The 15631-nt window shown below is 48.9% G+C and carries 10 protein-coding genes; 6 read left to right on the forward strand and 4 right to left on the reverse strand.

All coding sequences use genetic code 11. The features are described 5' to 3' along the window. Position 1: 1 nt before the first annotated feature. From polA to RF679_RS14595, 4 genes are all read left to right on the forward strand, one after another. Positions 2-2815, forward strand: coding sequence for a DNA polymerase I (gene polA / locus RF679_RS14580; RefSeq protein ID WP_309481355.1), 2814 nt, complete (start codon positions 2-4; stop codon positions 2813-2815). 36 nt (positions 2816-2851) lie between these two features. Then, entirely contained in the window at positions 2852-3340 is a 489-nt protein-coding gene (locus tag RF679_RS14585) for a hypothetical protein (RefSeq protein WP_309481356.1), read from the forward strand. A gap of 137 nt (positions 3341-3477) precedes the next feature. After that, positions 3478-4404 carry a metallophosphoesterase gene (locus RF679_RS14590; RefSeq protein ID WP_309481357.1) on the forward strand — a complete coding sequence of 309 codons (927 nt, stop codon included), beginning with the start codon at positions 3478-3480 and terminating at the stop codon, positions 4402-4404. A gap of 228 nt (positions 4405-4632) precedes the next feature. Then, on the forward strand, positions 4633-5196 hold the full coding sequence (locus tag RF679_RS14595) for a hypothetical protein (protein ID WP_309481358.1): 564 nt from the start codon (positions 4633-4635) through the stop codon (positions 5194-5196). 61 nt (positions 5197-5257) lie between these two features. Here RF679_RS14595 and RF679_RS14600 read toward each other — a convergent pair whose 3' ends face one another. Then, positions 5258-6988 (reverse strand): cytochrome C, encoded by a 1731-nt coding sequence (locus RF679_RS14600; RefSeq protein ID WP_309481359.1) that lies wholly within the window; start codon positions 6986-6988, stop codon positions 5258-5260. A gap of 420 nt (positions 6989-7408) precedes the next feature. Here RF679_RS14600 and RF679_RS14605 point away from each other — a divergent pair, with 420 nt between their 5' ends. Further along, positions 7409-8662, forward strand: coding sequence for an oxygen-binding di-iron domain-containing protein (locus RF679_RS14605; RefSeq protein WP_309481360.1), 1254 nt, complete (start codon positions 7409-7411; stop codon positions 8660-8662). Between the two features lie 261 nt (positions 8663-8923). Here RF679_RS14605 and RF679_RS14610 read toward each other — a convergent pair whose 3' ends face one another. From RF679_RS14610 to RF679_RS14620, 3 genes are all read right to left on the reverse strand, one after another. After that, complete coding sequence (locus RF679_RS14610) at positions 8924-10006, reverse strand: acyltransferase family protein (RefSeq protein WP_309481361.1); 1083 nt, start codon at positions 10004-10006, stop codon at positions 8924-8926. Between the two features lie 101 nt (positions 10007-10107). After that, on the reverse strand, positions 10108-11958 hold the full coding sequence (locus RF679_RS14615) for a methyl-accepting chemotaxis protein (protein WP_309481362.1): 1851 nt from the start codon (positions 11956-11958) through the stop codon (positions 10108-10110). A 374-nt stretch (positions 11959-12332) separates the two neighbouring features. Then, positions 12333-14594 (reverse strand): TonB-dependent receptor plug domain-containing protein, encoded by a 2262-nt coding sequence (locus tag RF679_RS14620; RefSeq protein WP_309481363.1) that lies wholly within the window; start codon positions 14592-14594, stop codon positions 12333-12335. A gap of 247 nt (positions 14595-14841) precedes the next feature. On the opposite strand from RF679_RS14620, the gene RF679_RS14625 reads away from it, so the two are divergent. After that, a complete protein-coding gene (locus RF679_RS14625; RefSeq protein WP_309481364.1) occupies positions 14842-15501 on the forward strand; it encodes a glutathione S-transferase family protein in 660 nt (219 codons plus the stop codon). Positions 15502-15631: the final 130 nt, after the last annotated feature.

Consider the following 15631-nt stretch of genomic DNA (forward strand, 5'->3'; position numbering starts at 1 on the left):
TATGCAAAAAACTCTTTTACTCGTCGACGGTTCCAGCTATCTCTACCGTGCTTTCCACGCTATGCCCGATTTACGCAATGCGCGCGGCGAACCGACGGGTGCTATCTATGGCATGATCAATATGCTACGTCGTTTGCGCGCCGATTTCCCTGCCGCGTATATGGCGTGCGTCTTCGATGCCAAAGGCAAAACTTTCCGTGACGATCTCTACCCCGAATATAAAGCACAACGCGCGCCGATGCCAGATGATTTGCGCTTGCAGATTGAGCCTATTCATCAAGCAGTCGCAGCCATGGGTTGGCCGATTCTCATGGTCGAAGGCGTCGAAGCTGATGATGTGATCGGTACCCTCGCGGTCGAAGCCACGCAGTTGGGGATGCAAACTATCATTTCAACCGGTGATAAAGATTTAGCGCAGCTGGTGAATGCCAATGTCACACTGATCAACACCATGAGCAATGAAAAGCTCGACGAAGCCGGTGTGCTTGCGAAGTTCGGTGTGCCGCCGAATCGCATTATCGATTATCTGACTCTGATCGGCGACACCGTCGACAACGTACCTGGCGTCAGCAAGTGTGGTCCGAAAACCGCGGTCAAGTGGTTGACGGAATACGATAGTCTCGATGGAGTTATCGCCAACGCTGACAAAATCAAAGGCGTGGTCGGTGACAATCTGCGCGCTGCCCTCGATTGGCTGCCCCAAGGTCGAGTGCTGATCACGGTTAAGACCGACTGCGACTTATCCGGCCATCACATTTCCATCAATGAATCCTTGGTCGGCAAAGACGAAAGCAAAGAGGACATGCTTGCCTTCTTCTCGCGCTATGGCTTCAAGACTTGGTTACGTGAACTGAGCGCCGATCCCACGGCGGGCGCCACACCAATCAACAAAGCAAGCAGCACACCAGCGCAAGGCGGCTTATTTGGCGACGACGATAGCGGTTCCAATGCATCACCAGCAGCACAAGCAGCGCAAAGCCATACACCCGAAATCCCAGCTGCGCCAGCAGTCACGCACTACGAAACCATTCTCAGCGAAGCGCAACTCGACGCTTGGCTCAACAAAATTCAAGCAGCAAGTTTGACGGCTGTCGATACCGAGACGACCTCGCTCGATCCGATGCTGGCGCAGATGGTCGGCATCTCCTTGTGCTGCGAAGCGGGGATTGCCGCCTACATTCCAATGGCACACCATTATCCCGGCGCACCAGAGCAATTGTCGCGTGAACTCGTGCTCGGCAAACTCAAAGCATGGCTGGAAGACGAGAGCAAAGCAAAGGTCGGACAAAATCTCAAATACGATGCGCATGTATTCGCCAATCACGGAGTTCGACTAGCCGGCATCGTCCACGACACACTGCTGCAATCCTACGTCTTCGAATCTCATAAATCGCACGATATGGATAGCTTGGCTTTACGCCACTTGGCACGCAAAACCATTAGCTATGAAGAAGTTTGCGGTAAAGGTGCTTCACAAATCGGCTTTGATCAAGTCGATATCGAACGTGCGACCGCCTATGCAGCGGAAGACGCCGACATCACTTTGCAACTCCATCACGCCATGTGGCCACAAGTTGAACACGATGCCAAACTCCGCTTCATCTACGACAAGATTGAAGTGCCAACTTCAATCGTCTTGCAAAAGATTGAACGCAATGGTGTCTTGATCGATCGTGAGCGCTTGGCAACGCAATCGAACGAGATTGGCAATCGCCTACTTGAACTTGAACAAAAAGCGTACGAGCTGGCAGAACAACCTTTCAATCTGAATTCACCAAAACAATTAGGTGAAATTTTCTTTGGCAAACTCGGACTGCCGGTGGTGAAGAAAACACCCTCGGGCGCGCCTTCAACGGATGAAGAAGTCTTACAAAAACTCGCCGAAGATTATCCTTTACCGAAAGTCATTCTTGAATATCGCGGTCTTGCGAAACTAAAGTCGACCTACACCGATAAATTACCGAAGATGGTCAATCCCAATTCAGGTCGGGTGCACACCAATTACGCGCAAGCCGTGGCCGTGACAGGTCGCTTGGCATCGAATGATCCCAACTTACAAAACATCCCCGTGCGCACTGCCGAAGGTCGTCGCATTCGTGAAGCCTTTGTTGCCGCGCCCGGCAATGTGATCATGTCGGCCGATTATTCGCAAATCGAATTGCGCATCATGGCGCATATCTCCGGTGATGCAAGCCTGCTCAAAGCCTTTGCTGATGGCGAGGACGTGCATCGTGCCACCGCCGCAGAAATTTTTGGTATTGGGCTCGATGAAGTCACTAGTGAACAGCGTCGTTACGCCAAAGTGATTAACTTTGGTTTGATCTACGGCATGAGCGCTTTTGGTTTAGCGGGCAACCTCGGCATCGAACGCAGCGCTGCGCAAAGTTACATCGACAAATATTTCCAACGCTACCCCGGTGTCGCGCAATACATGGCAGACACTCGCACGCAAGCCAAAGCGCACGGCTATGTCGAAACCGTCTTCGGACGGCGCTTGTGGCTACCAGAAATCAATAGCCCTAACGGCCCTCGCCGCCAAGGTGCGGAACGCGCCGCGATTAATGCGCCTATGCAAGGCACTGCTGCCGATCTCATTAAACTAGCGATGATCGCGGTCCAAAATTGGTTAGAAACGGATCAATTGAAGTCCAAAATGATCATGCAAGTCCACGATGAACTGGTGCTGGAAGTGGTGGCCGAAGAAGTCGAGCTCGTCAAACAAAAATTGCCCGCATTGATGGCCAGCGTGGCGCAATTAGATGTGCCCTTATTGGCCGAAGTGGGCATGGGTGCTAATTGGGAAGAGGCGCATTAAACCGTCCACAAAAACGACTAAAACACATCATCGAACATGAACAAATCTAGCTACTTCATCATTATCGGCATCGGTATCATATTGCTAGGCCTATACCAGAATTATGACACTCGCTCATTTAAAAAATATGGCGTGATGGCGAATGCCTTCCCTCATGGACAAACCTATGACCACGTCAAAGTTAGACGCGGGGGAAAAGCCGGCACTATCGAAAAGGAATATAACGATGTCCGACTTGAGTTCAAAACCCAAGAGGGAGAACGCGTTATCGTCAAAAAAGACATTACTGACGCGATGCTAACAGAGCTTGAAAGAAAGGGCAGCTTACCAATTAGATACCTTTCGACCAATCCCAACCGAACGCGCCTTTCAAATGCCAATATCGATGATGGAATTGGCTTGATGTTATTTGGAGGAGCGATTTTTGGTTTCGGTTTTATATGGCGATTGATTGCCAATTTCTTGACACAACCTTCAAACGCAAGAAGAACAAACAAACATCTTCGAAAAACTATGCGTAGCTAAGAGGAACGAGGCGCTTTGAGCTGAAACCTTTTTCATCAGTTGTCGACAGTGAGAAAAGTCGCTTGCGTCCCGTGAAACTCATTCGCCGATCAATTTCGCCTCGAAACACATACCAATCATAGAAAGAACGGAAATTCATGCGGTTGGGAAGAGGTCAATACAATCATTGGTGGCGACATCTCGGCGAACAAGTTCTCGATATCGTTCTATGTAAGGGCTATGTTGCGAAACTAAGTTATCAGTTGGGCGGACATGGCAAACTGGGGGTGACGCACTATACCCAATCAGTTCACTCCTCGCCGCGCGACGATGTTGACCTACACTCCAGCAATCAAATCGATAGAATTAGAAATTCTACTTCGACTAATTGCCTCCGAATTGCTTTTCTGAGCGACTTCCATGCAGGACCTACCACCTGCCCAAAGATCTTCGAAGAAACTTTCAATATCCTAAAGTACTACGATATTTCACTACTGCTACTCGGTGGCGACTTTATCTCGTTTAAAGCAGAGTACATGAACGTTCTGACGCCACTACTTGACCGTTGTCGGCCGCCTTTTGGGAAGTTTGCCGTCTTCGGCAACCATGATCTTTGGTCTAAGCATCGTGATTTAGAATCCGAGCTTCGCAATGCCAAGGTCGAACTTCTAATCAACCGAGAAATCACACTCGCACCTCCGTTTGATTCGATCAGTATTTACGGGATTGACGATCCTTGGACTGGTGCGCCAGATTTTAGTCATGCGTTTAATGCTGCCAAAGGCATAAAGTTAGTACTCAGTCATTCCCCAGATTTTCTTCACTTTGCCAAGAATAAACAATTCGACCTCGCGTTTTGCGGCCATACCCATGGTGGGCAAGTTGCAAACTCGAGCGGAAGGCCCTGGGCGCAAACCCACGGCAACTACTCTCGACTTTACCTCCACGGTGATTTTGAGATACCCAAGCAAGGTCGCTTGCTAGTGAGTAGAGGCATCGGATGCGGCAATATCCCAATTCGCTTAAATGCGAACCCTGAGATCATCATTTGCGACCTCATTTTGAGTAGTCCAATGTTGGAATAATTCTTTTCTACAAGCAATCCGAACACCATCAATAAAGTTATATCGACATTATTCGATTCAAACAAAACATAAAAGAACTCGTCTTCCTAGAGTTTGTTGCAAAGATCAAACTAGAACCTCATTTTGATGGATCATCGTAGTTGAGCGGCGTATATTGCCTGCACCGCCGTCGCTTTCGTAATGCGGTTGCACAGTGAAAAAATCAACAAACACCCCAAAGGAAAACGTATGAACCTCTTACAACTGTGGCTGCCCATACTCTTAACGGCAATCGGCGTCTTTGTCGCCAGTAGTGTCATACACATGGTTTTCAAATGGCACAATTCAGAATACAAACCGCTGCCCAACGATGACGCTGTGCGTGCGGCATTGAATGCGATGCCAATGACGCCTGGGCTTTACAGCACACCTCACTGTGTTGACATGAAAGACATGCAAAGTGAGGCGCTGCAAAAGAAAATGCAAGAAGGCCCGGTGGCTTTAATCACTTTACGTGCACCAGGTTTACCTACAATGGGAAAATGGCTGGGACAATGGTTTCTGTTGAATCTCGCAATTGCAGCCTTGGGCGGATTATTAGCCTTACAAACCATGGGATTGCACGCGAATCCGCATTACGCTGGTCATTTTGTTGGGCTCTTTTCAGCCATCGTCTACGGTGCGGGAACCGTGCAAGAATCGATTTGGATGGGGCGACCATGGACTGCTAGCTTCAAAAATTTACTCGACGCGCTCATCTACGGCGTGGTGACTGCCATTATTTTCTGGCAGTTCTGGCCGGCCCATAGCTAGATCGGAATGCTAGATCGGAATAAATGCGTGCAGCGGATACCACCGTTGCACGCCTCGCTCACTACAGCGAACTTAAGAAAGCCACCAAATCATTCACTTCTTGGCCTGTAAAGCCGATCTGAAAAGTGGTGTCGTAATAGAATACAACGTCGAGCAGCGTTTCCGCGGAACCGTTATGAAAATACGGTGCTCGTGCCGATAGGCCACGCAAGCTCGGCACTTTAAAGCGACCAATATCTTCCCACTTACCGGTATGCATCGCGATCCCAGGATCGGTCGTTTTTTGGGTAGCGCCAGTGGCTTTATGGCGCAACACATACAAAGGTAAATCCGGCGTTCTCAATGAAGCTTCACTGGTGAAAATACTCACCGCCAAAGGCGCACTCGCGCCACCTACTTGCGGCGTGTTATGGCAGCTCGAACATGTCACTCGGGTGAGCGGTATGTTCAAATCATTTGGTGCACCCACTTGCGGTGTACGATGAAACACACGTGTATTGAACAAAACTTCACCGCGCGCGATTGACTGCCGAACAGCATGAATACTCGGATTAGTGGTACCCGTAAATGCTAACCACGTCGAAAAATTCGTCATCACGGTACGATTAAACGGCGCACCGGTCGTGAAATTCCCCTTCTCCAAATCATTCATGCCAAACGTAAAATTGGCCTTACTTAATGCCTCAGCGCCGCCGGCTGCGCCTGCCACATCGAGGAACCCTGCCGTAGGCGAAAAAATCTGAGCACTAAATAAAGTTTTTTCGAACTCGACAATACTGCGCTGTTCGGCCGCACTTAAACCTTGTGCAGCTTGCGCATGTCCCAAAGTCGCATTATTCGCTTGCCGCGCGAGATTCAGATCCAAAGCGGCATAGCAGATCCCGCCCGGAATACAATTTGTCGAACTGGGATCTAATAAAGTATCTCGCCCGTCCCACATCACATGACTGAGAAATTTCAGGTTCGCACTCGGCAAGGGGCGTCGAAAAAAAGAAAGTTCATTCGGCCCCGCAAAGTCATACGGATCATCGACGCTTTGCAATTCAAACTCCGCACTTTCGGGAATCTTCATACCGATTCGAAACAATCCCTTATTCAATAACATCGCGAAAGCAATTTCTTTTTCAGCGAGACTATTCGCCCGTGCCTTCGGTGACACCGCCGCATCGTTCATTGTGAAAAGTGGATCACTCCCATTACTTGCAAAGAACTTCTTTTGTGCGAGTTCGGGCGTGAGTGAGAAACCAGCGCTCGGATCATGACAAGTGACGCAGGAACGACCATTCCCAAACGGCTTGAAGAAAGGATTATTCAGATCGAGTGGGCCCGCGGTCGAATAAGATCGCGCTACCCCATTCGCGTTCTCGTAATATCCGACCTGAGCCGGTGTTGGATAATTACCGTTGGTGTCCGGATAAATTCCGTTCTTATCTGGATAACGACCGTTCGCATCCGGGTAATATCCATCGCTGTTTGGATTTTGTCCCAAGCTGTTCGGCCCTAAACCTTGCAAACCCGTATTGTTGCCCGTGGTCGAAGTTGAAGAATTACTCGAAGGCGTCGATGTGTTCACCGCCCCGCCGCCACTACCTCCACCACCGCAGGCGCTCAAACTCATACCGATGCCAAGACAAACACTCAAACTCAAGATCATGCGCGACATGAAGCTCGTCATCTGATGCAGATGTATCGAACAATCACTGAATTCAACATTTACTGCTTGCAGCTTAGTCGCAACACAGCGCGACGCAAGCCAACTTAAGCGCCCTATCCCCAATTTTCTCATACGCATTTCCTTTCCCAACAGGTCTTGCAGTTCCGCCACATGTGACTCCAGCCTGTATTGGAAACAGTTTTCGGCGCCTTTTGAGCAAAATGGGATGAATCATCGACGCACTGGGATCGGCATTAGGAGAATTGCGAAATTCCCATGCCTGATGGTGGTCAAACGAGGAGAACGCAAGCAAGTTCGAACAACGCGAATTCGTCACTAACACGACTTTTATTTTCAGCCTTTATCTCAATCCTATATATGCGCCTCACTTTTCAGAAAAAATTCTCTTGTCCCATCTCTGCGAAATCCAGCTCAACTCAAACTAGTTTCCTCACGCGATTTGCAATCATGCTCACAGCCGCACTTTCCGTCTCCTCGGCAACATGCAACAGCTTTGCGCAAAACACGAGTTTTGAAAAAAAACACTATGAATTACAGATGATTGGCTCGCGCATCACCCCAAATCAAGCGCGACAGCCTGTTCAAGCAAGCCTAGAAGTCCCAGCACATCAGACTGTTTATTTATCACCGACGGGTGCATTTGAAATCCGCACTGACACTGAGTATCCCGGCGGTATTCGTTTTAACTTCCATATCAAGGGAAACCACGAGGGGATGGCAACGGTCGATACGCTGTTCTGGCGCAATGGCGACGAAATTGAGCGCAGCGACGCTAGCGTTGCGAAACAAACCTACGCTGATCAAGTCTTACTCGTGCCAGAACTACTGATGTCCCAGGCGCAAAATGTTCGCGATATCGAGAGCCCTGCTGACGCTCACACTGACTACATCTTTAAAGGTTTTGAGGACTTCATCGGCCGGCCTGTCAGCGTCACGATTCGACGTGGTGACTCAAAAGTGATGGCAGCTCGCCTCGGCAGCACTCTATATGTGTACGATTATGAAGCTGCGACTCGCACACCGAATCAGTGGAATGTCCATGTCAGCAATAATGGGGCGACCAGTGCTCATTGGCAGATTCAAAGTCAAGCAGTGCGGCAGCGCGAGATCACACTAGACTTCGCAGCACCGTATCGAGAAAAAGCGGCGCGTGGTGATTTGCGTATCGATACTCTTGCGCCGGGCGTGTACAGGGTGAATGGCGCGCCGTCCAATTATCATTCCCACTTCGTGCTTGGCGATCACTCTATGCTTGCCTTCGATGCTCCGGTCAGTTCCACCGAAACGGCCTTGATTCGCACGAAGTTAGAAAATTTAATCCCTCAAAAAGCAATCGAACACGTCGTTTTATCGCATACACATCGTGATCACATTGCTGGATTGCTTAGCTATACAAAACAAAATGCCAAGGTATATCTTGGCAAAGGAGGACAGGTCGCGGTACAACGCCAATTTGGTAGCAGCCTCGACCAGCAGCTAGTTGAAATCAAAGGCGATCAAATTATCGACCTTGGCAACCGTCGCATTCATCTCGCCTCGGTGCACAGTCGTCACGCTGAGGAAATGCTAGTTGCCTTCGACGAGCAAAGTGGCATCGTCTTTCAAGGCGATCTGCTCACGCTGGCAGAACATGGTCCTGTGGCGACTGCCTTCGAGGTCAACCAAGAACTATTCGATTTGATAAAGGCTAGGGCTTGGAGTGTTACTGCCATCGTCGGTGTGCACGGCCGAGTCAGCAATATGGAAGAGCTGAAGCAGAGCTTAGAGCTCAAAGCATCGCGCGAAAGATAGATCCTATCCATCTTCCCCGCAACAAAATAAAGAGAGCGTCGGGCGCTCATCAAGGGAAATCGAACGAACGAACGAGCGAACGAGCGACCGACTCAAATTACCCTTTTGAAGATCATGCATCAATTCACACTCGTCCCCGAAATCACCCAATGGGGCAGACATCATGGTTTAGGTTTTTTGTATGAGTGATATGCCTTTATTGTGAGGCTCTAATATGCCGTCACCAAGCCCCATATTCATGTACCACTAACTCTTTAGACTTCATTCACAACGTCGCGCAAGGCGTGAACCTATGCTGATCATAGGTCGTTCGAGGTAACGATACAGCACTGCGCTGGCGGCGATGACTATGGCCATCATCAAACTACTCAGTAATACAGGATATGCTTGCACTTGTATTTGGTATCGTGCAACAAGGATCAAACCCAAATCTATCAAAGGGCGATGAACCAGATAAATCGAATAAGAAATCGTACCCAAGGCAATCAATAAGCGCGGCATCGTAAGCTGTGCCTGATGTTCGAGACAAATCAAAGCGTATAGCAGTAACGCGCTTCCTACCCCAAAACTTTGCACCCGCGGCATCGGTGGTAATAAGCCTTGATGGAGCGTTTGCTGAGCACCCCAAAAGAAAAAAACAGCTCCAAGCAATAGCGTCACGGATGCCAACATGGGAGCAAGGACATAGTTTCGTGAAATGGCAAAGAAGATCAAACAACCAAAACCAAACTCAAGCAACAAGGGGTCCGTGTAAAGACGTCCTTCCAAACCTAAGCTCTTTGCGGAAAAAATCAAACCACATGAAAGTCCGAACCAAACCGCCATCAGCAACAGCCATCGACTGCGACTCAACAATAAAATGAAGGCAGTACAGAGGTAAAAGTACATCTCAAATACTAGACTCCAGGCCGGCGACAAAACGGGATTATTACGCTCCGTGAGAAGGAATAAACTGACTATGAGCTCACGTGGCAAAGCAAGAAGGCCAGGATTGTGAAAGTAAGCCAAGCAGAACGCAGCAAGCAGCAACACCCAATACAGAGGATAAATCCGAAACACGCGGCGCAATAAGAAAGCCGTAGCGCGCTGTAGGCCATTGCTGTTTGAGGTAGACGCGAGGTGCTTACTGGCAGCCGCGCAAATAACAAAACCAGAAATAACAAAGAAAATATCCACCCCAGCATAGGCAAAGGTATGAACCAATCCACCACCGAGATAACGCGGCAATTCCATCCCGCCCAATGCTAAAGTGTGTCCCAAAACCACCAACAAAGCGGCAATTGCCCGCATGGCTTGCACATTAAGGTAGCAATCTTTGGTGTAGGACTGAGGTAGGCTCGACATAAACTGGCTCCAATGAAGAAAAACTCGCTTCATTGCACCAATGAAGCGAGCCTAGCTCGACCAATTATACCTTGTAGATGTAGTGCTATTTCAGGAGCTGCTTAATACGACAACAGACGTTTGTCGCCGAGACGCGTGGCTGGTTTTGCGCTGGTTGAGGCAACTGAGAAAGAGGCCATCGCATTCTTGAGGACACGTACTTGTTCTTCGAGTGCACCAGCTGCAGCGGCGGCTTCTTCCACCAAGGCTGCATTTTGCTGAGTAGCCTCATCCATGTGCTCGAGCGCGTGATTGACCTGTTGAATCCCATCACTTTGTTCAGCCGATGCCACGGTGATTTCCCCAATCACCGAAGCGACCTGCCGAATTGCATCGACAATGCCAGTCATGGAAGCACCGGCTTGATCGACCAACACAGATCCTTCACTAACCTTGCTCACCGAATCATTAATCAGTGCTTTAATCTCTTGTGCAGCCGCGGCACTACGTTGCGCCAGAATACGAACTTCACTTGCCACGACTGCGAAACCGCGTCCTTGTTCACCGGCGCGCGCCGCTTCAACCGCTGCATTCAAAGCGAGGATATTAGTTTGGAAGGCAATCCCTTCAATCACACTAATGATGTCGACAATTTTCTTAGAACTATCAGTGATGCCTTGCATGGTCACCACCACTTGATCGACCACTTTACCGCCTTCAAAAGCAAGATCAGAAGCGTTCTCCGCCATCTTATTCGCTTCTTTCGCATTCTCAGCGTTATGGGCAACAGCACTGGTCAACTCTTCCATACTGGCCGAGGTTTCTTCCAAGGTCGAAGCTTGTTGCTCCGTGCGTGATGACAAATCCATGTTGCCATTGGCGATCTCCGATGCACCGACTTCGATCGACTCAGTTGCAGTCCGCACGTCAACTACCATAGTTTGGATCTGATCAATGAAATGATTGAAAGCCTGCGCCGTTTGCGCCACTTCATCATCACCTTCGACATGAATACGTCGACTCAAATCACCGCCACCACCATCTGCAATTTCCGTCATGGCGTCACGAACGTGCTGCAAGCCTTGCAACAGACGGCCGACCAAAAGACTGGTCAGCGGCAACAAAATGGCGAGCACAACCAACAAGACGCCCGCGGAAGTCCACAACAAATGGTCAAGGGCCTCAAGTGCCTTCGACTTATCGATCACCAAACCAAGATAAATGTCAGAGCCAGAAATTTTTTGCAACAAAAGAAAATGCGCCTTGCCATCGATTTCACTGATCATTGGGTCAGCTTGCTTCGCCAAATCGGACAAACGTTCCACCGCGAGATCCGCGCTCAATTCTTTGGAAAATTTCATGACCTTGACCTGATCTGGGTGGGCCAAGATCTGACCACTCTTATCAAGTAAAAATGCATAACCGCCACCCGCCAATTTGATCGTCATAATCTGTTCAACGATCTTGGTGAGAAAGACGTCTGAGCCTACGACACCGTCTGCACCACCATTCACGGGAGCCGCGAAAGAGATCATTAAGCCCGGTGGTGCAACGCCCATATACGGTGGTGTCACAATTGTTTTCTTCGCATCCTGAGCTTCTTTGTACCAAGGGCGCACGGTCGGATCATAGCCCGCTGGAGGAGGATCATCCGGTACATTGACAAAACTCTTATCTGGTTTGCCCTGATAAACGCTGAGGAAGTTACCTGCTCGCTGCACCATATTCAATGAGGTCTGCAAATCGGCACCGCTGCCAAGACTGGTCGCCATACTGGTCATCATGGCCATATTGGTCTGAATCCAATTCCCCAATAAAGCGTTATAACCCGAGGCGACACCGCGCATTTCTTTATTGAGATCCGTCTCGATCTGCGACTTCAATCGCATGTAACTACTGAAGGTCAGCATGATCGTGCACACTGTGATCAGCAGGCCGATCACAATAACAAGGCGCGTCTTAAGAGATTTCATAGAAGTTCCAATCTAACTTGGGGGGTGATTCGACTTTCCTACCATAGGCAAAAGGTCGACTACTTCGAAGAGCATGTCGCCCCTCAATATATTACCCACAAGAAATAAAAGCGCAAGCCTAGATTTGTGCTAGTGCGATTCCACATCGTCATCCAGCCGACGTGGAAATCCTGAGAATGGGAGCCTATCGCACCAAAAAGCATCACGTAACGCTGCTCTTTTTAATGGTTTGTTCGTCAGGCAGTCCATCTGCACCTTTGATGACAATCGCTTGCCATTTTTCAGTGCACATTTGACCTTTTGATTGACTGAATAAGGAAAGTAAAAGCCTCGAAAAAAATCTCAGAAAAAAGAAACCGTGTTGCAAATCCCCATCAAAAACGATGCTCGTAATTGAGGCGTATATTCAATTTAGGTGGATTTGCATTGAAGCGTAGGATGCTGCCGTTGGCATCCCGATATTCGCTTCGCCCCACCGAGATTTGATGAATGAGATTATTCACACTGAGACGGAGATTCGAATTTTGGTCAAACTTCCACAATGCATAGGCATCAAGACTGCGCGCCGGAATTCCATAGTTCCATTGCTTCTCTGAAGTGCGAACCAAACCCGCATTCTGAAACGCATAGGCAGCGCCTAGTGTCAGCGGCAAACTTTGCGGTTTGTAATCAAAACCGACATTCACGCGTACCGGCACTTGAGAATCGAGCCGGTTATTCGGGCCTGGCACCGTATCTACCGTCGAATGATTGAACCCGGCATTAGCGCGTAGATCGAGATTAGGGGCATCCTCCAACCATAAACGCATGGGAAATTTCGCCTCCAGTTCAACGCCCTTGGTAGTGGCATGTCCCACATTGGTGGGCATCACCACCCACAGTCCATCTTGATTGGACAACACATTGCGTGTAATACCATTAATTTTACGTAGGAAGAAATTAATACTGAATACGCCACCGCCCTCAACAAAATGCTCATAGCCCATATCAAATCCGGTCGCCAACTCTGGTTTCAAATTTGGGTTGGCAATACTGTCTGGAGCCGTCGGGCTATTATTGGTCGAGTAGTAATGACGATGTACCAGATCCCATGAATTCACCGCTTTATAAGTCCGCGAAAACGCGAAGCGGACTTGTTGTTGAGGACGGTTGGGAATCTTATACAGTGTCTGAAAGATCGGACTCAAAACCGAAGACTTGTTCTGCACCTGGTCTACATCTGAACCTTGACCAAACAAATGTATCCCTTCCCAACGAGCACCTAAATAGGCCGAGAGTTGTTGGTTAATGGTCCATTCATCTTGCACAAACAGCGCCGCTCTGCGCACGCGAAATTCAACATCCTCACGTTGTTCAATCGGCTGCACCACGGTGTTATACGCCGTTGTACCGGTCGTGTAGTTGTCACTACTTTGCCAGCGTGAGGCGGCTTCCCATCCTAGTGAAATCGCGTGATCTTCAACAAAAGGCACATTGTATTTGCCACTGGTACTCCAACCACGATTATAGTTTTCGGTCAGCACACGGCGCGCAAACAAAGCCCGTTCGTCGAGTTGGCGTCCAAAAGTCTGACCACTCGATTTTCCATGCCAGTAATGTGTTCCAAAACGTAATTCCAGCTTGGCACTATCGCCCAACTTGCGAACCCAATTGGCGTTGTTGCTGAGATTCTGATTCTCGTTCTGCGTGTTGTAATCCTCATAGACAAAAGGATAGATCGCCCCCGTATCACTCAAGGTGTTCAAACGAGACTCATTGTGATTGGAACCGGCACTCAGAAAAGAATTGAAGGTCACGACATCTTCATTTTCCAGATTCCAAATCAGGCGTGGCGCACTCGACACCGAGCGATTTCGACTATCGTCATGGGAGAAGGTGCGACGTGACTGAAACAGCTGTCCATTCGCATCGAAATTTTGTGTTTGACTTGTATTGCCCGCATTTTCATTATGTCCCGCATACACATTTAAAGGCAGACTATAAGAAAACTGTTCAGACTTATCCGAGAACTGCAAACTCGATGACATGCCGCCAATTTGTTCGCCTCTTTGATGAAAACCAAATTTAAAGAGATATTGCGCGACTTGCACACTCTTCTTCAAAATAATATTGATGGTACCGGCCACCGCTTGCGTGCTAAATTCGGCACTCGCAGAGCGGACGATTTCAATCCTTTCGATCAAATCAGGGGCTAGACTCTCGATCGAGAATCCCGGTGGACTGGGTTCACCGTTTAGGAGAATTTGCGTATAACCTGAACCAAGGCCGCGCATGCGAATCGCACCGCCAACCACGCTCACACTCGGCAAACGTTTTAGAACATCGGCAACGTCGGTATCGCCAAATCGCGCAATTTCTTCTTGCGTCACCACGATCTTGCTCGCCGTATCGAAACGACGCGAGTCATATTCTCGGTTACCTTTGACTTCCACTTTTTGCGACTTCGCTTCGCTCTTTTGCTTCAGGCTCTGTTTTGTGTTCTCTTTTGTGCTCTCATTGTTTTGCTTGCTCACAGTCTGTTGATTATTTTCCATCGCCAAATCCTCGGCGAAACAGGATACCGAGGTCAATGTGCTACTCAAAAAGCAGATTGAGATGAAGAAAGGCAAACGACGCAAACGAGAAACTAAGGACATGAGAAATGAGGGGAAAAAGAGAATACGCCTGTATTTTCACACAAGCTGAAATCGTCACTGTAAGGAAACCAGAAGCTTCTCAGACCAATGTGCGTCTGAAAAGTTCAAGAACAGAAACCATGCCGATTGAAATACTGAGAGAATCTAGGAACTTCACGGTCTTTCGCGCCTCCAAACCGACTATCATATTCAGCTTCAGCACCATTTGGTTTTTCACCACAGCAGCAAAGACGCAGAAAGAATTGTCATGATCAAACTTTACTATTCACCAGGAACCGCGTGCCTCGCGCCGCACTTTTTACTCGAGGAGTTCAAGCTACCGTATGAATTGGTGTTGGTCGATACCAGTCGACAGGAGCACCAACGCGAAGCTTATCTCAAGCTCAATCCGCTTGGCAAAATCCCTTTGCTCACCGACCTCACCGAAGAGGAATTTTCGCTCACCGAAAGCGCGGCAATTTGTTTACACCTGCAGGATCGATTCGCTGCAAGCCACGCGCCTGCTTTCCATTTAGAGATAGGCTCGGCACAACGGGCGCAACTTTACAAGTGGATGCTCTACCTGTCCAACACTTTACAAGCAGAATTGATTAGCTACTTCTACCCAGAACGCTTGCTCGCCGAAGCTGAATTGGCTCAGAAAGTGAAAGAGAGTGCGGAAAACCGAGTCGCAACCATGCTCAGCTATATCGAGCAACATTTTGCACAAACAAAGGGACCGTATTTACTTGGCGACACGGTGTCGATTGCGGACTTCTATCTCTTTATGCTGGGGCGTTGGACCCGTGGCATGCAAAAACCGGCGCGCGCTTATCCACATTTAGGCGTATTCATGCAGCGCATGTTTGAACGCCCTTCGATCGTCACCAGTTTTTCGCAGGAAGGTCTACAAGCGCCGTATTTCTAAGCGCATTTTCATCACTTAGTTCATCACTTAATTCATCGCCTAATTCATCAGCTAAATCATCACCAAAAAAACGCCCTCTGCGAAGTCGTTTCGACTTCGAGAGGGCCCGTCCTTGCATATCAATTTCAGT

The sequence above is a fragment of the Undibacterium cyanobacteriorum genome, assembly GCF_031326225.1.
Taxonomy (GTDB): domain Bacteria; phylum Pseudomonadota; class Gammaproteobacteria; order Burkholderiales; family Burkholderiaceae_D; genus Undibacterium; species Undibacterium cyanobacteriorum.

Excerpts from the sequence above, each read along its gene's own strand:
- RF679_RS14620 (WP_309481363.1), bottom strand. The coding sequence starts at position 14,594 with ATGTCCTTAGTTTCTCGTTTGCGTCGTTTGCCTTTCTTCATCTCAATC.
- RF679_RS14595 (WP_309481358.1), top strand. The coding sequence starts at position 4,633 with ATGAACCTCTTACAACTGTGGCTGCCCATACTCTTAACGGCAATCGGC.
- RF679_RS14610 (WP_309481361.1), bottom strand. The coding sequence starts at position 10,006 with ATGTCGAGCCTACCTCAGTCCTACACCAAAGATTGCTACCTTAATGTG.
- RF679_RS14615 (WP_309481362.1), bottom strand. The coding sequence starts at position 11,958 with ATGAAATCTCTTAAGACGCGCCTTGTTATTGTGATCGGCCTGCTGATC.
- polA (WP_309481355.1), top strand. The coding sequence starts at position 2 with ATGCAAAAAACTCTTTTACTCGTCGACGGTTCCAGCTATCTCTACCGT.
- RF679_RS14605 (WP_309481360.1), top strand. The coding sequence starts at position 7,409 with ATGATTGGCTCGCGCATCACCCCAAATCAAGCGCGACAGCCTGTTCAA.
- RF679_RS14625 (WP_309481364.1), top strand. The coding sequence starts at position 14,842 with ATGATCAAACTTTACTATTCACCAGGAACCGCGTGCCTCGCGCCGCAC.
- RF679_RS14585 (WP_309481356.1), top strand. The coding sequence starts at position 2,852 with ATGAACAAATCTAGCTACTTCATCATTATCGGCATCGGTATCATATTG.
- RF679_RS14600 (WP_309481359.1), bottom strand. The coding sequence starts at position 6,988 with ATGCGTATGAGAAAATTGGGGATAGGGCGCTTAAGTTGGCTTGCGTCG.
- RF679_RS14590 (WP_309481357.1), top strand. The coding sequence starts at position 3,478 with ATGCGGTTGGGAAGAGGTCAATACAATCATTGGTGGCGACATCTCGGC.